At 73.7% G+C, this 17,606-nt stretch carries 15 protein-coding genes and 1 pseudogene; 7 read left to right on the forward strand and 9 right to left on the reverse strand.

What is annotated here, in order from left to right; all coding sequences use genetic code 11:
• Nucleotides 1-58: 58 nt before the first annotated feature.
• The gene (locus OG295_RS03715) at nt 59-871 is read right to left on the reverse strand and encodes a TIGR02452 family protein (RefSeq protein WP_371675527.1); all 813 of its coding nucleotides are present in this window, start codon (nt 869-871) and stop codon (nt 59-61) included.
• A 107-nt stretch (nt 872-978) separates the two neighbouring features.
• Between OG295_RS03715 and egtA the strand changes: the two genes are divergently transcribed.
• The 4 genes from egtA to egtD are packed head-to-tail and all read left to right on the forward strand — an operon-like array spanning nt 979 to nt 5,355.
• The gene (gene egtA, locus OG295_RS03720; protein WP_371675528.1) at nt 979-2,295 is read left to right on the forward strand and encodes an ergothioneine biosynthesis glutamate--cysteine ligase EgtA; all 1,317 of its coding nucleotides are present in this window, start codon (nt 979-981) and stop codon (nt 2,293-2,295) included.
• Complete coding sequence (egtB, locus tag OG295_RS03725; protein ID WP_371675529.1) at nt 2,292-3,614, forward strand: ergothioneine biosynthesis protein EgtB; 1,323 nt, start codon at nt 2,292-2,294, stop codon at nt 3,612-3,614. Before egtA ends, egtB begins: the two co-directional genes overlap by 4 nt.
• Nucleotides 3,614-4,372 carry an ergothioneine biosynthesis protein EgtC gene (egtC, locus tag OG295_RS03730; RefSeq protein ID WP_371675530.1) on the forward strand — a complete coding sequence of 253 codons (759 nt, stop codon included), beginning with the start codon at nt 3,614-3,616 and terminating at the stop codon, nt 4,370-4,372. The genes egtB and egtC overlap by 1 nt, the downstream gene beginning before the upstream one ends.
• 11 nt (nt 4,373-4,383) lie before the next feature.
• Entirely contained in the window at nt 4,384-5,355 is a 972-nt protein-coding gene (gene egtD, locus OG295_RS03735) for an L-histidine N(alpha)-methyltransferase (protein WP_371681093.1), read from the forward strand.
• 431 nt (nt 5,356-5,786) lie between these two features.
• On the opposite strand, the pseudogene OG295_RS03740 reads toward egtD, so the two are convergent.
• The 3 genes and pseudogenes from OG295_RS03740 to OG295_RS03750 all read right to left on the reverse strand — a co-directional run.
• Nucleotides 5,787-6,317 (reverse strand): annotated as a pseudogene (locus OG295_RS03740) (lysophospholipid acyltransferase family protein); the annotation flags it as partial.
• On the reverse strand, nt 6,314-7,132 hold the full coding sequence (locus OG295_RS03745) for a GNAT family N-acetyltransferase (protein WP_371675531.1): 819 nt from the start codon (nt 7,130-7,132) through the stop codon (nt 6,314-6,316). The gene OG295_RS03745 and the pseudogene OG295_RS03740, both read right to left, overlap by 4 nt.
• 156 nt (nt 7,133-7,288) lie before the next feature.
• Nucleotides 7,289-8,554, reverse strand: coding sequence for an extracellular solute-binding protein (locus OG295_RS03750; RefSeq protein WP_371681095.1), 1,266 nt, complete (start codon nt 8,552-8,554; stop codon nt 7,289-7,291).
• Between the two features lie 173 nt (nt 8,555-8,727).
• On the opposite strand from OG295_RS03750, the gene OG295_RS03755 reads away from it, so the two are divergent.
• A complete protein-coding gene (locus OG295_RS03755) occupies nt 8,728-8,943 on the forward strand; it encodes a dodecin (protein ID WP_030241592.1) in 216 nt (71 codons plus the stop codon).
• 225 nt (nt 8,944-9,168) lie between these two features.
• Here the strand turns inward: OG295_RS03755 and OG295_RS03760 are convergent, their stop codons facing one another.
• The gene (locus tag OG295_RS03760) at nt 9,169-9,663 is read right to left on the reverse strand and encodes a hypothetical protein (RefSeq protein WP_266846921.1); all 495 of its coding nucleotides are present in this window, start codon (nt 9,661-9,663) and stop codon (nt 9,169-9,171) included.
• Nucleotides 9,664-9,780: 117 nt separating this feature from the next.
• Here OG295_RS03760 and OG295_RS03765 point away from each other — a divergent pair, with 117 nt between their 5' ends.
• Together OG295_RS03765 and OG295_RS03770 are read left to right on the forward strand one after the other, a co-directional pair.
• Nucleotides 9,781-10,773: an LLM class flavin-dependent oxidoreductase gene (locus tag OG295_RS03765; RefSeq protein WP_371675532.1), complete on the forward strand. Its 993-nt coding sequence runs from the start codon at nt 9,781-9,783 to the stop codon at nt 10,771-10,773.
• 18 nt (nt 10,774-10,791) lie between these two features.
• Nucleotides 10,792-13,230 (forward strand): ABC transporter, encoded by a 2,439-nt coding sequence (locus OG295_RS03770; RefSeq protein ID WP_371675533.1) that lies wholly within the window; start codon nt 10,792-10,794, stop codon nt 13,228-13,230.
• A gap of 10 nt (nt 13,231-13,240) precedes the next feature.
• On the opposite strand, the gene OG295_RS03775 is transcribed toward OG295_RS03770, so the two are convergent.
• The 4 genes from OG295_RS03775 to OG295_RS03790 all read right to left on the reverse strand — a co-directional run bounded on the left by OG295_RS03775 (nt 13,241) and on the right by OG295_RS03790 (nt 17,534).
• Nucleotides 13,241-13,741 (reverse strand): hypothetical protein, encoded by a 501-nt coding sequence (locus OG295_RS03775; RefSeq protein WP_371675534.1) that lies wholly within the window; start codon nt 13,739-13,741, stop codon nt 13,241-13,243.
• Nucleotides 13,742-14,074: 333 nt separating this feature from the next.
• Complete coding sequence (locus OG295_RS03780; protein WP_371675535.1) at nt 14,075-14,815, reverse strand: succinate dehydrogenase/fumarate reductase iron-sulfur subunit; 741 nt, start codon at nt 14,813-14,815, stop codon at nt 14,075-14,077.
• On the reverse strand, nt 14,812-16,725 hold the full coding sequence (locus OG295_RS03785) for a fumarate reductase/succinate dehydrogenase flavoprotein subunit (RefSeq protein WP_266846940.1): 1,914 nt from the start codon (nt 16,723-16,725) through the stop codon (nt 14,812-14,814). Before OG295_RS03785 ends, OG295_RS03780 begins: the two co-directional genes overlap by 4 nt.
• 104 nt (nt 16,726-16,829) lie before the next feature.
• A complete protein-coding gene (locus OG295_RS03790; protein ID WP_371675536.1) occupies nt 16,830-17,534 on the reverse strand; it encodes a succinate dehydrogenase cytochrome b subunit in 705 nt (234 codons plus the stop codon).
• Nucleotides 17,535-17,606 lie beyond the last annotated feature (72 nt).

The raw sequence follows: 17,606 nt of genomic DNA on the forward strand, positions 1-17,606 counted from the left end.
CGCCGCGCTCCGCGACGGGGAGGCCGGGCCGGGCCGCCCGCGGGCCCGGCCGGCGCCCTCAGCCCGGGAAGGCCCGTTCGAAGGCCTCGCGGGGTTCGGGGGAGCGGTCCAGGATCCCGAACACGATCTCCTCGAACACCCCTGCGAAACGGCCGGTCAGCAGCCCCCGGAAGGCCTCCGCCACCTGCGCCGGGTCGTTGCGGAACACCCCGCACCCCCACGCCCCCAGTACGAGCCGCCCGTAGCCGTGCAGGGTCGCGACCTCCAGCACCCGCTCGGCCCGCCGGGCCAGGGCGCCGGGGATCTCGTGGGCCCGCTCCGGCTCCTGGCGGCGGATCGTGCCGGCGTTCGGGGCCGGGGAGGTGAGGAAGCCGGCACGGAACGGCACCTCCAGCAGCTCGCCCCGGTCGTCGCGGAAGACGGGCACCCCGGGCGAGTGAATCACCCGGTCGGTGTAGAAGGTGCTCTTCCCCTCGCGGTGCACCTCGTAGTACTCCGGGGCTTCCAGGAGGGTCTCGTAGAGGGCCGACGCGCGGCACAGGGCCTCCTCCTGCGCCTTGGCCCCGCGCACGTATCCGCCCCCGGGATTGCGGGCCGAGGCGAAGTTCAGGACCGCGACCGGACCGCGCCCCGCGAGGCGACGGGCTGCGACCGTGCTGCTCTCCCCCGTCACCTCGAAGACCGTTGCGGCGGCACCACCGATGGACTCGCCGCCTGGAATGACCTGGTTTGGCCCATATATTCTGGTTCCGGCCTTGGCTTCCGCCAGGTCGGCGGCGAGGGAGATCCGCCGCCCCGACCGCGTCCGGTATCCCCCGGCCGCCAGGATCAGCGCGTTCTCCCGCGCGATTTCACGCAATCTGCTGCTCACGTCGCCATCCTCGGTGCGGACCACCGGGACGGCAAAGGCATTTGTGCCCCGGGCACGGGTAGGCACCGGTGACATCACTGCCGACGACAGGAGGCGAGGTTCCGGTCATGACCGAGGACTCACCCGCTCCGCCAGCGCAGGACTTTGCCCACCCGCCGCTCACCGAGGCGGCCGCCGAGGACCTGGTCCACGGCATCTGTTTCAAGACCGGCCCGCCCCGGCTGGTCGGCGCCGAACTGGAATGGCTGGTGCTCGACGCCGAGCGGCCGTGGCTGCCGCTGCCGCCCGAGCGGCTGACCGCGGGCCACGAGGCGGCCCGCGCCCTGTCCCTGCGGTCCCGCCTCACCGTCGAGCCGGGAGGCCAGCTGGAGCTCAGCTCCGCCCCGGCCGCCTCCCTCACCGACTGCGTGGACGGCCTCCAGGCCGACCTGGCCGCCGTCCGCGCCGTCCTCGGCGACCGCGGCCTGGTGCTGCGGGGCCTCGGCCTCGATCCGCGCGGACCGCAGCGCCGCCTGCTGGCCAGCCCGCGCTACGAGGCCATGGAGGTCTACTTCGACCGGACCGGCCCCGCCGGCCGCGCCATGATGCGCGCCTCCACCTCCGTCCAGGTCTGCGTGGACGCGGGCCACGAGGAGCCCGGCCCGCTCGGGCACGGCCGGCGCTGGCGGCTCGCGCACCTGCTGGGCGCCGTCCTGGTGGCCGCCTTCGCCAACTCCCCGGCGCACGAAGGCCCGTACCGGGGCTGGAAGTGCGCGCGGCAGGGCGTCTGGAGCGACATCGACACGCGCCGCTCCCTCGCCCCACCGCTGGACGCCGAGCCCCGCGCCGCCTGGACGCGGCACGCGCTCGACACCGAGGTGATGTGCGTACGGGCGTACGGGGACGGGACCTGGGCCGTGCCGCGCGGGCTCACGTTCCGCGACTGGCTGCGCACCGGCGGCAGCCGCCACGGCCTGCGCCGGCCCACCGCCGAGGACCTGGAGTACCACCTCACCACCCTCTTCCCGCCGGTCCGGCCCCGCGGCCACCTGGAACTGCGGATGATCGACGCGCAGCCGGGCGAGGACGGCTGGCTGGTGCCCACGGCCGTCACCCACGCGCTCTTCGACGACCCGGAAGCCGCCGAGACCGCCTACCGGGCCGTGAAGGCCCTGGCCGACGCCTACGGCTGCGCGCGCGCCCCGCGCAACGCGCTGTGGCACACCGCCGCCCGGGCGGGACTGGCCGACCGGGACCTGCGCACGGCCGCCACGGCCTGTTTCGCGGCGGCCGGCGAGGCACTGCCGCGGCTCGGGGCGAGCACGCACGTACGGGACACGGTCGGCGCCTTCACCGAACGGTACGTACGGCGCGGCCGCTGCCCGGCCGACGACGCCGGGGAACACGAACTCCTGCACACCGCCGGGAAGGGACAGCGCCCGTGACCACCGAGACCCACGCCGAGACCGGTACCGGGCGGCTGCGCGAGCGGGCCGTCGCCGCCCTGACCGCGGCCCGCGCCCGGACGGCCGGGCTGACCGACGCCGTCGACGACCGGGACCTGACCGCGCAGCACTCCCCCCTGATGTCCCCGCTGGTCTGGGACCTGGCGCACATCGGGAACCAGGAGGAGCTCTGGCTGCTGCGCCACGTGGCCGGCCGCGCATCGATGCACCCCGAGATCGACCCGCTGTACGACGCCTTCGAGCACCCCCGCGCCGAGCGGCCGAAGCTGCCCCTGCTGGGCCCGGAGGCGGCCCGGTCGTACACGGCCGAGGTCCGCGGACGCGTCTTCGACCTGCTGGAGCACACCCCGCTGGAGGGAACGCCCCTGCTCGACGGGGGCTTCGTCTTCGGGATGATGGCCCAGCACGAACAGCAGCACGACGAAACGATGCTGATCACCCATCAGCTGCGGGCGGGCGCACCCGTACTGACCGCGCCCGACCCCGAGCCGCCGCTGGGCCCGCCCCCGGCCTCGGCCGAAGTCCTGGTACCAGGAGGCCCGTTCACCATGGGCACCTCCGCCGAGCCCTGGTCGCTGGACAACGAACGGCCCGCACACACCCGGGAGACCGCCCCCTTCTGGATCGACACCGCGCCGGTCACCTGCGGCGCGTTCCAGGCCTTCATGGCCGACGGCGGCTACGGGGAGCGCCGCTGGTGGGCCGCGGCCGGCTGGGACCAGATCCGCACGCACGGCATCGGGGCCCCGCTGTTCTGGCACCGCGAGGGCGGGCAGTGGCTGCGCCGCCGGTTCGGGGTGACCGAGCCGGTGCCCGAGGACGAGCCGGTGCTGCACGTCAGCTGGTACGAGGCGGACGCGTACGCCCGCTGGGCGGGCCGGCGGCTGCCCACCGAGGCGGAGTGGGAGAAGGCCGCCCGGTACGACCCTGCCACCGGCCGCTCCCGCCGCTACCCCTGGGGCGACGCCGACCCCACCCCCGCGCACGCCAACCTGGGCCAGCGCCACCTGCGCCCGTCCCGCGCGGGCGCCCATCCGGCCGGGGCCTCCCCGCTCGGGGTGCGCCAGCTGATCGGCGACGTGTGGGAGTGGACGGCGTCGGACTTCCTGCCGTACCCGGGGTTCCGCGCCTTCCCGTACCGCGAGTACTCGGAGGTGTTCTTCGGGCCGGAGCACAAGGTGCTGCGCGGCGGCTCCTTCGCGGTGGACCCGGTGGCCTGCCGGGGCACCTTCCGCAACTGGGACCTGCCCGTGCGGCGGCAGATCTTCTCCGGCTTCCGTACGGCGAGGGATGCCTGATGTGCCGTCACATAGCCTATCTGGGCCCGCCCATATCCCTGGGGCGGCTGCTCATCGAGCCCGAGCACGCGCTGGTCCGGCAGTCCTGGGAGCCGCGCCGGCAGCGGTTCGGCACCGTGAACGCGGACGGCTTCGGCGTGGGCTGGTACGCCGAGGGCGATCCCGTCCCGGCCCGCTACCGGCGGGACCGGCCGATCTGGGGCGACCCGGGGTTCCAGGACCTCGCCCGGGTGGTGCGCAGCGGGGCCTTCCTCGCCGCCGTGCGGGACGCCACCGTCGCCGGGTCCGACGGGGAGGCGGCCGCCGCCCCCTTCGCCTCGGGGCCCTGGCTGTTCAGCCACAACGGGAGACTGCGCGACTGGCCGGACTCGGTCGCCGAGACCGCCTCCGCGCTGTCGCCGCAGGAGCTGCTGCAGCTGGCCGCGCGCACCGATTCGGCGCTGGTGTGGGCGCTGGTGCTGCACCGGCTGCGGCAGGGCGACGACCTGGGCACGGCCCTGGCGGAGCCCGTCCGCGAGCTGGCCGACGCCGCGCCGGGCTCCCGGCTGAACCTGCTGGTGACCGACGGCGCGGCCATCGCCGCGACGGCCTGGGGGGACTCCCTCTGGTGCCTCTCCGATCCGCCGGCGGGGCGGGTGGTCGTGGCCTCCGAGCCGTACGACGACGATCCCCGCTGGTACGAAGTGCCCGACCGCACCCTGCTGAGCGCCACCCCCGCCCGGGTCACCCTGACCCCCCTCAAGGAGACCAGCCCGTGAACGACTTCCAGATGACCCGGACCCTCGACGAGCACGCCGCCGAGGCCGCGCTGCGCACCGATGTGCTGAGCGGACTGACCCGCTTCCCCAAGGAGCTGCCGCCGAAGTGGTTCTACGACGCCCGGGGCAGCGAGCTCTTCGAGGAGATCACCCGGCTGCCCGAGTACTACCCGACGCGTGCCGAGCGGGAGATCCTGCTGGAGCGGGCCCAGGAGATCGCCTCCGTGTCCGGGGCGCGCACCCTGGTGGAGCTGGGTTCGGGTTCCTCGGAGAAGACCCGGCACCTGATCGAGGCGATGCCCGCGCTGGAGACGTACGTGCCGGTGGACGTGAGCGAGAGCGCGCTGACGGGCGCGGCCGAGTCGCTGCTGGCGGAGCATCCGCGGCTGCGGGTGCACGCGCTGCTGGCGGACTTCACCCGGCCGCTGCGGCTGCCGGAGTCGGCCGGGCCCCGGCTGGTGGTGTTCCTGGGCGGCACCATCGGGAACCTGCTGCCGCCCGAGCGGGCGGTGTTCCTGGCGTCCGTACGGGCCATGCTCTCGCCCGGCGACGCCCTGCTGATGGGCACGGACCTGGTCAAGGACGAGGCCGTGCTGGTGGCGGCGTACGACGACGCCCGGGGGGTGACGGCGGAGTTCAACAAGAACGTGCTCGCGGTGATCGACCGGGAGCTGGGGGCGGACTTCCACACCGCCGACTTCGCCCACGTGGCGGTGTGGAACCGGGAGCACGAGTGGATCGAGATGCGGCTGAGGGCCCGGGAGGCGGTGACGGTGAAGGTCCGGGCGCTGGACCTGGTGGTGCCGTTCGAGGCGGGTGAGGAGATCCTGACGGAGATCTCCGCGAAGTTCCGTCAGGAGGGGCTGCGAAAGGAACTGGCAGAGGCCGGACTGGAGTTGACCCAGTGGTGGACGGACTCGGCGGGACGTTTCGCACTGTCCCTGTCCGTGGCGGACGGGGTGGTCGCCGGCCCGGCCGGCTGATGCGGCACGGGTGAGGGGCGCTGCTGTGCGGGTACGCCCGCCAGCAGGTCCCGCCCGTCCCGCGGCCGCGGCTCCCGCTCGCGGCCCGGCTCCCGCGCCCGGCCGCCTTCCCCGCCGCCTTCCCCGCCGCCTTCCCGGTCGCCCTCCCACCCGCGGCCGCGGTCCGGCTCGGCTGCGTCGAGTACGGCCAGCCGGGCCGCCGCGGCGAGTTCCCGCCGGTCCGGGTGACGGTCCGGCGGGATCCGCGGGAGCAGCCACACCTCGGCGCGCACCCCGCGGGCGCGGGCGATCCGCCACAGGGAGGCGGTCAGCGGGTCCTCCCCGACGAAGGCGGGCGCCCCGGCGACCTCCCCGTCCGCCAGTCGGTAGCGCAGCCGCACCGGCTGTACGGGAACCCGCGCGTCGAGCGCCGCCTGGAAGGCGGCCCGCCGGAAGGGCCCCTGGGCACGCCCGCACCAGGTGGAGCCCTCGGGGAAGACGGTGACCCGGTCCCCGGCCAGCAGGGCCCGGGTGACGGTCGCGACGGTTTCGGGCAGGGCCCGGATCCGGTCGCGTTCGATGAACAGGGTCCCCGCCCGGGCGGCGAGGGCGCCGAGCACCGGCCAGGCCCCGATCTCGCTCTTGGCCAGCATCCGGGACGGCAGGACGGCCGTGACCAGCGGGATGTCCAGCCAGGAGATGTGGTTGGCGACGATCAGGCGGCCCCCTTCCCCGCCGGGGGCGCCGTGCACGGTGATCCGTATCCCCAGGGCCCGCAGGAGCGCGGCCGACCAGACCCTGATCAGGGCGCGGCGGGGGCGGACGGGGAGCATCCGCACCGGTGCCGCGGACGGGACGGCGAGCAGGAACAGGGCGAGGGCGGTGGCGAGCCGGAGCACCGCCCTCGGGATCCCCGCGGCCCGTCCCGGGTGGTCCGCGCAGGCCTGCGGGGTGCAGGGCGCCGTGGGCAGCCAGACGCTCATGCGCCCGGGGCGAGCGAGAGGAAGTGGTTCAGGTAGCGCGGGTTGGTCCGGCGCAGGGAGAGCAGTACGTACAGGTCCGCGCAGCCGAACCCGGCGTCGAGGGCGGGCTCGCCGCAGACCCAGGCGCCCAGGCGCAGGTAGCCGCGCAGCAGCGGCGGGAGCTCCATGCGTCCGGGAACGGTGACTCCCTCGGGGCTCCAGGGGAGGTGGGGGGTGACCCGGTACTCCTGCGGGGCGAGGTTGCGGGCCAGGACGGTCTCACGGGTGGCGGCGGCCAGCACGCCTCCGTCGGCCAGCGGGATGGAGCAGCAGCCGGCGAGCCAGTTGTGGCCGGAGCGCTCCATGTAGCGGGCGAGCCCGGCCCAGATCAGGGCGATGACGGCGCCGTTGCGGTGGTCGGGGTGGACGCAGGAGCGGCCGACCTCGACGAGGTCGGGGCGGATCGGGGCGAGGGTGGAGAGGTCGAACTCGCCCTCGGAGTAGAGGCGGCCGGCGACGGCGGCGCGTTCGGGCGGGAGCAGCCGGTAGGTGCCGACGACCTGCCCGCTCTCCTCGTCGAGGACGAGGAGGTGGTCGCAGAAGGCGTCGAAGGAGTCGGAGTCCAGGCCCGGCTCGGGGCCGTCGAGGCGGGCGCCGAGCTCACCGGCGAAGACCTGGTGGCGCAGGCGCTGGGCGGCGCGCACCTCGTCCTCGTCGCGGGCGAGGCGGACCGCGTACCGGGGTCCGGCCGGGGCGGGCTGCGCGAGGGGGGACGGTGCGGGCGGGGCGAGGGGGGACGGTGCGAGGGGGGACGGGGACAGGGGTGCGATGGTCATGGCTGCTCCTGATCCGGGCACGTGGGGCCGGGCCGCAGGTGGGCGGGCCCGGCTCCTTTACTTCTTCCGTGACCGGCTGGATTCGACATGACCGCTCAGCGGCACTTGGATGTGCGGACGCTGAACTCGGCGGACCGGGGTTCCGGCGTACGGGTGTCAGCGGTCGGAGCTGAGGACCCTGCTGACGGTGTCCGAGGCCGTCTTGGCCGCCGCCGCGGCGTCCTGGCCGTTCAGGACGGCCGTCATGTACGCCTTGATGGGGTTCTTGGCCTCCACCTCGGCCCAGCGCGCGGACTTGGGGGTGGCCCGGCCCTGGGCGGCGCCGGGGGCCATGGCGGCGGCTCCGTCGTTGCCGGCGACGACGTGCGCGAGGGTGGTCTTGTTGGGGACGTAGCTCATCGTGCGGGCGAGTTCGGTCTGCCACTTCTCGCTGACCAGCGCCGTGATCAGGTCGACGGCGTGGGCGCGCTGCCCCGTCTTCTCCGGGATGATCAGGTCGGAGCCGCCGGTGAAGACGGCCCCGGGCTTCTCGGGGGTCTTGCCGGGTATGGGGAAGAAGCCGAGCTTGCCCTTGAGGGCGGGGTTGGCGGCCTCGATCTGGGCGGCCTGGCCGGGCGGGGCGATGATCTGGGCGACCTGGCCTCGGGCGAAGATCTCGGACTGCGGGGGCGTCTCCTCGTCGGCGCCCCTGGGTCCGTCGCCGAGGCCCTGGAGCTGCTTGTAGAAGTCCATTCCGGCGAGGGCGTTCCCGTCGTCGAGGGTGCCGACCCACTGGCCGCTGGTCTCCACGGCGAGGTCGCCGCCCTCGTCCCAGATGAACCCGGCGAGGACGTACCAGTTCTGGCCGGGCAGGTAGATGCCCTGCTGGTCGCCCTTGTCGAGCTTCTGGGTGTCGGCGATCCACTCCTGGCGGCTCTTGGGCGGGGTCTTGATCCCGGCGCCCGCGAACAGGTCCTTGTTGTAGATGACCACCCGGTTGGCGGCGTACCACGGGACTCCGTACTGGGCGCCGTTGATGCTTCCGGGGTCGGAGAGGCCCTTGAGCCAGTCCTTGCTGCCCCATTCGCGCAGGCCCTCCAGGGTGAGCTCGGAGAGGCCGCCGGTCTCCACGTACTGGGCGACCTGGGTGTTGCCGACCTCGATGACGTCGGCGCTCTCCCCGCCCTTGCCGGCCAGGACGGCGTTGACCTTGTCGCCGATGCCCTTCCACTCCTGGATCTTCACGTCGAGGTTGATGCCGGGGTGCTGCTTCTCGAAGTCGGCGGTGAACTTCGCGATGAAGTCGTCGGAGGCGCTGCCCTTCATCAGCCAGAGGGTCACCTTCTCGGAGCCGCCGCCCGAGCCGGCCGACTGGCCGCCGCAGCCGGTCAGTGCGGCGGCCGCCGCGAGGGCCGTACACACGGCGAGGAAGCGCGTCTTCACGAGGGTCACGGGGGTCACCTTCTGGGGATGGATCTCAGATGGCTTGAAATTGGCATAGACCAATGGGTGGGTCAACCCCCTTTCACCCGGGACTGTTCACGCAAAGTTCGCGGACCCGGCCGTACTGGGGCACCGTGGAACAAGGCAACAGCGACGACTGGCGGGAGAGCACCGTGTCCAACCACACCTACCGGGTGACCGAGATCGTCGGCACCTCCCACGAGGGCATCGATCAGGCCATCCGGAACGGTCTGGCCCGCGCGGGCCAGACCCTCCGGAACCTGGACTGGTTCGAGGTCACACAGATGCGCGGGCACATCGAGAACGGGCAGATCGCGCACTACCAGGTAGGGCTGAAGGTGGGCTTCCGCCTCGACGGCGAGGACTGACGGGCGCGGGAGCCCGGATCGACGGCGACGGCTGCGAGCACGACGAGGCCGCCGCGGGCGCGGGCGACGGGGGCGCGGGCGACGCGGTGGTTCCACCCGGGCAGGTCTGCGCGGGCAGGGCGGAGACGGGTGGGGCGGAGACGGGTGGGGCGGAGACGGGTGGGGCGCGGGTGAGTGGGGCGGAGGCGGCCGCCGCGGCGTGTGGCGGCCGTCGGCCGCCGGCGCTCAGGTGCGGCCCTCGCCCTCCTGGGCATCCTTGAGCTCCGGTGCCTCCGCCGCCCAGTCCGCGAGGACCACCCGGAAGCCGGCCGCGCGGGCGGCCTGGCAGACGAGTTCGTCGTCGTCGACGAGCATGCGCACCTCTCGGCCCCGGGCGAGCCGCTGGAGCACCTCCAGCTTGGTCTGCCGGGCCGGCCGCCGGTCCTGGTTGCCGCGCATCCAGATCCGGCCCCCGGGCAGGCCGTGCCGGACCAGCCAGTCCTCGGTGTCGGCCCGGCACCGCTCCGGCCGGCCGGTCAGGTACACGACCTCGCAGTCGGCCGCGCTCTCCACCGCGAGCGCGATGCCTCGCGCCAGCGGGGGATCGGCCGGGGCCGCGCCGAAGAACCCCTCCCAGTCACGCGGCCGGCCTTCCAGGAAGTGCTGGCGGTGGCCGGTGTCCGCCAGGGTGTTGTCGATGTCGAACACGGCCAGCGGGCGGCGGGATGCAGTCTCGGTCATGACGGCAGCGTAGGCGCCGCCACCGACAGCGGGAACCGAGCGGGCGGGACCGGCCCCGGAGGGGCTCCGGCCGTCCCGGGCCGGGAATCACCACCGGCGCCACGCGTTGAGACCGGTGTGATCACAAGAATCTCGATCCTGGACCGCTCCCGCACCCGCGAAGGGCACCCCGCCCCCGAGGCACTGCGCGACACCGTGGAACTTGCCCGGGCGGCGGAGGAGCTCGGCTACCACCGCTTCTGGGTGTCCGAGCACCACAGCGTGCCCGGGGTCGCGGGCTCCGCCCCCACCGTCCTGGCCGCCGCCGTGGCCGCCGCGACCCGGCGGATCCGGGTCGGCACCGGCGGGGTCATGCTGCCCAACCACCAGCCCCTGGTGGTCGCCGAACAGTTCGGGGTCCTGGAGGCGCTGTTCCCCGGCCGGATCGACATGGGCCTGGGCCGTTCGGTCGGCTTCACGGGCGGCATCCGCCGCGCCCTGGGCCGGGACACCGGGGACGCCGACCGCTTCGAGGAACAGCTGACCGAACTGCTCGGCTGGATCGACGGCACCCAGCGGGCCCACCCCGAGGTGCACGCCCGCCCCGCCGAGGGGCTGCGCGTACCGGCGTACGTACTGGCCACCGGCGAGGGCGCGGGGATCGCGGCCCGCGCCGGACTGCCGCTGGTGGTGGGCGACCTGCGGGCCCGCGCCCGGGTCACGGAGGCGGTCGAGCGCTACCGGGCGGAGTTCCGGCCCTCCGCCCGGCGCTCCACCCCGTACGTCGTGGTGTCGGGGACCGTCGCGGTCGCCGCCACCGAGGAGGAGGCGCGGCGCATCCTGGTCCCGGAGGCCTGGTCGCTGGCCCGCTCCCGCACCCGCGGCGCCTTCCCGCCCCTGCGCCCGGCCGCCGCGATCGAGGCGACGGAGATGACCCCCAAGGAACGGGAGCTGTACGAGGGCGCCCTCGCCGGGCACGTCGCCGGCACCGAGGAGCAGGTCGCGGCGGAACTCGCCCGGATCGCGGAGAGCACCGGGGCGGACGAGCTGCTCGTCACCACCTCCACGTACGACCGCACGGCCCTGCTGGACGGCTTCACCAGGCTGGCCCGGATCGCCGGGCTGTCGTAGGGCCCTAAACTGGGGCGAATGCGCCACTCCCCCGATGCCCCCGGCCCCGATGCCCCCGGTCCCGCCGCCCCCGGTTCCGGTTCCGGCCGCGACGCCGTCGACCCCTGCGTACGGGTGCGGGGTGCCCGGGAGCACAACCTGCGCGGGGTCGACGTGGACATCCCCCGCGACACCCTGACCGTCTTCACCGGGGTCTCCGGCTCCGGGAAGAGCTCCCTCGCCTTCGGCACCCTCTACGCCGAGGCGCAGCGCCGGTACTTCGAGTCCGTGGCCCCCTACGCCCGGCGCCTCATCCACCAGATCGGCGCCCCGAAGGTGGACGCGGTGACGGGGCTGCCGCCCGCCGTCTCCCTGGAGCAGCGCCGCTCCTCCCCGGGCTCGCGCTCCTCGGTGGGCACGGTGACCCTCCTCTCCAACTCCCTGCGGATGCTGTACTCCCGGGCCGGTACGTACCCCCCGGGCGCGCCGCGCCTGGACTCGGACGCCTTCTCCCCCAACACCGCCTCCGGGGCCTGCCCTTCCTGTCACGGGCTCGGGCGGATCCACCGCACCAGCGAGGAGCTCCTCGTACCGGACCCGTCGTTGTCGATCCGTCAGGGAGCCGTCGCGGCCTGGCCGGGCGCCTGGCAGGGCAAGAACCTGCGCGACGTCCTGGAGGTGCTCGGCCACGACGTGGACCGGCCCTGGCGGGAGCTGCCGGCGGCGGAGCGCGAGTGGATCCTGTTCACCGAGGAGCAGCCGGTGGTCACCGTGCACCCGGTGCGGGACGCCGACCGGATCCAGCGCCCCTACCAGGGCACCTACATGAGCGCCCACCGGTACGTGATGCGGACCTTCTCGGACACCAAGAGCGCGACCCTGCGGGCTCGGGCCGAGAAGTTCCTGACCGACGCGCCGTGCCCGGTGTGCGAGGGCCGCAGGCTGCGGCCGGAGGCCCTGGCGGTGACCTTCGCGGGCCGCACGATCGCGGAGCTCGCGGGGCTCGCGCTGAGCGAGCTGGACGGCGTACTGGCGTCGGCGCGGAACGGGGGCGAGGCGGCCCGGGTGCTGGCCGAGGACCTGCGCGGGCGGATCGCGCCCGTCGTGGAACTCGGGCTGGGCTACCTGAGCCTGGACCGGACCGCGCCGACCCTGTCCGCGGGCGAGCTCCAGCGGCTGCGGCTGGCCACGCAGCTGCGGTCGGGGCTGTTCGGGGTGGTGTACGTCCTCGACGAGCCGTCGGCGGGGCTGCACCCGGCCGACACCGAGGCGCTGCTCGGCGTACTGGACCGGCTCAAGTCGGCCGGGAACACCGTCTTCGTGGTGGAGCACCACCTGGACGTGGTGCGGAACGCGGACTGGCTGGTGGACGTCGGACCGCTGGCCGGGGAACACGGGGGCCGGGTGCTGTACAGCGGACCGCCGGAGGGGCTCGCGGGGGTGGCGGAGTCGGCGACGGCGCGCCACCTCTTCCCGCGGCCGGAGGGGGCGGCGCACGCCCGGCCGGTCCGTACGGCCACCGGGACGGTCCGGGTCACCGGAGCCGACCGGCACAACCTGCGCGATCTGACGGTGGAGTTCCCGCTCGGGGTGTTCACGGCGGTGACGGGGGTGTCGGGTTCGGGCAAGTCCACGCTGGTGGGGCAGGTGCTCGCGCGGGAGGTCGACGGGCGGCTGGCGGAGGCGGACTTCCCGGTGCGGCGGCTGGTGGAGGTGGACCAGAAGCCGATCGGCCGGACGCCCCGCTCGAACCTGGCCACGTACACGGGGCTGTTCGACGTGGTGCGCAGGCTGTTCACCGCGCTGCCGGAGTCGAAGGCGCGCGGCTGGAAGGCGGGCCGGTTCTCCTTCAACGTGCCGGGCGGACGCTGCGAGACCTGCCAGGGCGAGGGCTTCGTCTCCGTCGAGCTGCTCTTCCTGCCCAGTACGTACGCCCCCTGCCCGGTCTGCGCGGGCGCCCGCTACAACGCCGAGACGCTGGAGGTCCGGTACGCCGGGCTGGACATCGCGCAGGTCCTGGGGCTGACCGTGGAGGCGGCGGCCATCTTCTTCGCGGACGTCCCGGCGGCGGCGCGCAGCCTGCGGGCGCTGGTGGACATCGGCCTGGGCTACCTGCGGCTGGGGCAGCCGGCGACGGAGCTCTCGGGCGGCGAGGCGCAGCGGATCAAGCTGGCGACGGAGCTGCAGCGGCTGCGCCGCGACCACACCCTGTACCTGCTGGACGAGCCGACGACGGGTCTGCACCCGGCCGATGTGCGGGTGCTGCTGGGGCAGTTGCACGGGCTGGTGGACGCCGGGCACTCGGTGGTGGTCGTGGAGCACGACATGGAGGTGGTGGCGGGCGCGGACTGGGTCGTCGACCTGGGTCCGGGCGGCGGCGCGGAGGGCGGCCGGGTCACGGCCTGCGGCCCGCCCGCGGAGGTGGCCGCCCGGGGCGAGGGCCGTACGGCCCGCTACCTGGCCCGCGCGCTGTCGTAGGCCGGGTGCCCTACGCGTCTCCGGGCAGCAGGTGCTGCGGGAGTTCGCGGAAGGCCCACTGGCCGCGGGTGCGGGTGAGGACCCAGACGAGGTCGTAGCGGTCGGGCCAGGCCGCGGGGAGGCCGCGGACCCGGTCCGCGCCGAGGGCGTGGAGCAGCCGGGGGATGCCGCTGTGCTCCCAGCAGACGAGGACGGGCATCCGGGCGGCCAGCACCTCGCGGGCCAGGTCCGCTTCGGCGCCGAGGGCGAATCCACCGCGTACGGGCATCCGCAGGGCGGCGGCCAGGGGCTCCAGGGTCTGCCTGCTCCGGGCGGGGGCGCTCGCCGGCCCGCCGGTCGCGAAGAGCACGGCGGGCCGGGGCAGCAGGGCGCCGGCGGTCGGCGCGAACAGCAGGTGCAGCTCTTCGGCGCGGCGCACGCCCCGGCCGGCGAGGTAGCCGGGGTGCTCGACGCCGTCGTCGTCCTCGCCGGTGTCCCCGGCGTAGGGCTTCTCCGCGTGCCGCATCACCATAACAAGGGCGTCCTTGGGGGGCGGCTGGGGGCCGGGCGCCCCGCTGCGCGAGGTGTCCTCGGCGGAGCATCCGGCCGCCGCCAGGGGGGCGAGGGCAGCGGCGGCCAGCACGCTGCGTCGGCGCGGTCCGGACCCGGCGGGGGCTTGTGGCATGCGGTCCACTGAACCGCACGCCCCGGGCGCGCCCGGGGCGCGGCGCGGCGCGGGGCCCGTACGAGCGCCCGGTCGGCCGATCGGATCAGCCGATCGGATCAGCCGATCGGCCCACCGCCCGAACGGACGATGGGCCCACCGGTACCGGCCGCGGGGCCCACTGGCGCCGGCCGCCGGGCCTCAGCTCTTGCGGACCGCGCGGAGCCATTCCTTGTTCATCGCGGCGATCGACGGCAGCGGGATGCCCTTGGGGCAGGCCGTGGCGCATTCGCCGGTCAGGGTGCAGCCTCCGAAGCCCTCGTCGTCCATCCGGGCCACCATGTCCAGCACCCGCGTCTCGCGCTCGGGGGAACCCTGCGGGAGCACGTTGAGGTGGTTGATCTTGGCGGAGGTGAACAGCATCGCGGAGCCGTTGGGGCAGGCCGCCACGCAGGCACCGCAGCCGATGCACTCGGCGTGCTCGAAGGCGGAGTCGGCGTCGGGCTTGGGCACGGCGGTGGCGTGTGCCTCGGGGGCGGATCCGGTCGGCGCCGTGATGTAGCCGCCGGCCTGGATGATCCGGTCGAAGGCGCTGCGGTCCACGACCAGGTCCTTGACCACGGGGAAGGCCGAGGCCCGCCACGGTTCGACGTCGATGGTGTCCCCGTCGGCGAAGGAGCGCATGTGCAGCTGGCAGGTGGTGGTGCGCTCGGGTCCGTGGGCGTCGCCGTTGATGACGAGGCTGCACGCTCCGCAGATGCCCTCGCGGCAGTCGTGGTCGAAGGCGACCGGGTCCTCGCCGCGCAGGATGAGGTCCTCGTTGAGGGTGTCGAGCATCTCCAGGAAGGACATGTCCTTCGAGATGCCGTCGACCTCGTAGGAGGCCATGGCGCCGGGGGCGTCGGTGTTGCGCTGGCGCCAGACGCGCAGGGTGAGCTTCATGCGTAGCTCCGCTGGGTGGGGTGGACGTACTCGAAGACGAGGTCTTCCTTGTGCAGGACGGGTGCGGCCGCGGTGCCGCGGTACTCCCAGGCGGCGGCGTAGCCGAACTCCTCGTCGCGGCGGGCCGCTTCGCCGTCCGGGGTCTGGGACTCCTCGCGGAAGTGGCCGCCGCAGGACTCGGCGCGGTGGAGGGCGTCGAGGCACATCAGCTCGGCGAGTTCGAGGTAGTCGACGATGCGGTTGGCCTTCTCCAGCGACTGGTTGAACTCCTCGCCGCTGCCGGGGACCTTGATGCGTCGCCAGAACTCCTCGCGGATCTCCGGAATGCGGTTCAGTGCCTTGCGCAGACCCTCCTCGGTGCGGGCCATCCCGCAGTACTCCCACATGAGTTCGCCGATCTCGCGGTGGAAGGAGTCGGGCGTGCGGTCCCCGTCGACGGCGAGCAGCTTGGCGAGGCAGTCGCGAGTCTCGCGGACGGCGGCCGCGGCCTCGGGGTGGCTGTCGTCGACCTCCTCGTGGTGCGGGTGGCGGGCGAGGTAGTCGTTGATGGTCGAGGGGAGCACGAAGTAGCCGTCGCCGAGGCCCTGCATGAGGGCGGAGGCGCCGAGGCGGTTGGCCCCGTGGTCGGAGAAGTTGGCCTCGCCGATCGCGAACAGGCCGGGGACGGTGGTCTGGAGGTCGTAGTCGACCCACAGTCCGCCCATCGTGTAGTGCACGGCGGGGTAGATCCGCATCGGGACCTCGTACGGGTTCTCGGCGGTGATCCGCTCGTACATGTCGAAGAGGTTGCCGTACTTCTCGGCGACCTTGTCGCGGCCCATGCGGCGGATGGCGTCGGCGAAGTCGAGGTAGACGCCCTGCCCGCCGGGGCCGACGCCGCGGCCCTCGTCGCAGACGTTCTTCGCGGCGCGGGAGGCGATGTCGCGGGGCACGAGGTTGCCGAAGGAGGGGTAGATCCGCTCCAGGTAGTAGTCGCGCTCCGCTTCGGGGATCTCGGCGGCGGGGCGGGTGTCGCCCTTGGCCCTGGGAACCCAGATGCGGCCGTCGTTGCGGAGGGACTCGCTCATCAGGGTGAGCTTGGACTGGTGGTCGCCGGTGCGCGGGATGCAGGTGGGGTGGATCTGGGTGAAGCACGGATTGGCGAAGTACGCCCCGCGCCGGTGCGCCCGCCAGACGGCGGTCGCGTTGGAGTTCATGGCGTTGGTGGAGAGGTAGAAGACGTTGCCGTACCCGCCGCTGGCCAGCACCACGGCGTCGGCGTAGTGGGTGGAGATCCTTCCGGTGACCAGGTCGCGGACGACGATGCCGCGGGCGACTCCGTCGACGGTGATCAGGTCGAGCATCTCGGTGCGGGCGTGCATCTCGACGTTCCCGGCGGCGATCTGCCGCGACAGCGCCTGGTAGGCGCCGAGCAGCAGCTGCTGACCGGTCTGGCCGCGGGCGTAGAAGGTGCGGGAGACCTGGACGCCGCCGAAGGAGCGGGTGTCGAGGAGGCCGCCGTACTCGCGGGCGAAGGGAACGCCCTGGGCCACGCACTGGTCGATGATCTCGACGGAGATCTGGGCGAGGCGGTGGACGTTGGACTCGCGGGCGCGGAAGTCCCCGCCCTTGACGGTGTCGTAGAAGAGGCGGTGGACGGAGTCCCCGTCGTTGCGGTAGTTCTTCGCGGCGTTGATGCCGCCCTGCGCGGCGATCGAGTGCGCGCGGCGCGGGGAGTCCGAGAAGCAGAACTGGACGACGTGGTAGCCCTGCTCCGCGAGGGTGGCGCCGGCCGCGCCGCCCGCCAGGCCGGTGCCGACGACGATGACGCGGTGCTTGCGGCGGTTGGCGGGGTTGACGAGCTTGGCCTCGAAGCGGCGGCGGTCCCAGCGCTCTGCGATCGGGCCTTCGGGGGCCTTGGTGTCGGCGATCGGGTCGCCGGTCGTGTATTCGGCGTAGGCAGTGTGGGCGGCGTGATCACAGTGGTCCGTGTGATCGAAGTGATCGGTGTGGTCGGTGTGGTCGGTGTTCACGGTCAGCTCACCATTCCGGTCATGACGGCGACGGGGACGGACACGAAGCCCGCGAAGAGGACGAGGGCCAGGGCGTTGGCCAGGAACTTCAGCGTCCGCTCGCGCCGGGCGCCGCCCGCGCCGAGGGTCTGGGCGGCGCTCCAGAAGCCGTGGCGGACGTGGAGGCCGAGGGCCGCCATCGCCACGATGTAGATGGTGTTCCCGTACCAGGTCGAGAAGGTGGCGAGGACGTTCTCGTAGGGGTGGCCGGCCCAGGCGCGCTCGTTGACGGTGAGGGTGGTGAGGTCGAGGAGGTGCCAGACGATGAACAGGGCGAGGATGATCCCGCCCCAGCGCATGGTGCGGGTGGCGTAGCTCGCGCGCCGGCGCTTGTGTGCGTACTTCACCGGGCGCGCCTTGATGTCACGCCGGCTGAGCTGGTAGGCGCACACGGCGTGGGCGACGACGGCGGCGACCAGGACCACGCGCACGATCCACAGGGCCCACTCGTGGTGCAGGAACGGGGAGCCGAGGGTGCGCAGCCAGTGGGCGTAGGCGTTGAACTCGTCCGCCCCGAAGAAGATCTTGAGGTTGCCGAGCATGTGCACGACGAGATAGCCGAGCATGATCAGGCCGGATACCGCCATCACGGACTTCTTGCCGACGGTGGAGTCCCAGATGGTGCGCGTGGTGGACGGCCGTCGATCCGTCCGCGTTGCCAGAGCCATGCCATCGACCGTAAGGACCAAGGTCCCGAAAGGTCCAAGACATGGTGGAGCTGATCGCGATAGGCAGTACCT

This window comes from Streptomyces sp. NBC_01276 (genome assembly GCF_041435355.1).
Taxonomy (GTDB): Bacteria; Actinomycetota; Actinomycetes; order Streptomycetales; family Streptomycetaceae; genus Streptomyces.

Excerpts from the sequence above, each read along its gene's own strand:
- egtD (WP_371681093.1), top strand. The coding sequence starts at position 4,384 with ATGACCCGGACCCTCGACGAGCACGCCGCCGAGGCCGCGCTGCGCACC.
- OG295_RS03780 (WP_371675535.1), bottom strand. The coding sequence starts at position 14,815 with ATGAAGCTCACCCTGCGCGTCTGGCGCCAGCGCAACACCGACGCCCCC.
- egtC (WP_371675530.1), top strand. The coding sequence starts at position 3,614 with ATGTGCCGTCACATAGCCTATCTGGGCCCGCCCATATCCCTGGGGCGG.
- egtA (WP_371675528.1), top strand. The coding sequence starts at position 979 with ATGACCGAGGACTCACCCGCTCCGCCAGCGCAGGACTTTGCCCACCCG.
- OG295_RS03760 (WP_266846921.1), bottom strand. The coding sequence starts at position 9,663 with ATGACCGAGACTGCATCCCGCCGCCCGCTGGCCGTGTTCGACATCGAC.
- OG295_RS03770 (WP_371675533.1), top strand. The coding sequence starts at position 10,792 with ATGCGCCACTCCCCCGATGCCCCCGGCCCCGATGCCCCCGGTCCCGCC.
- OG295_RS03775 (WP_371675534.1), bottom strand. The coding sequence starts at position 13,741 with ATGGTGATGCGGCACGCGGAGAAGCCCTACGCCGGGGACACCGGCGAG.
- OG295_RS03745 (WP_371675531.1), bottom strand. The coding sequence starts at position 7,132 with ATGACCATCGCACCCCTGTCCCCGTCCCCCCTCGCACCGTCCCCCCTC.
- OG295_RS03790 (WP_371675536.1), bottom strand. The coding sequence starts at position 17,534 with ATGGCTCTGGCAACGCGGACGGATCGACGGCCGTCCACCACGCGCACC.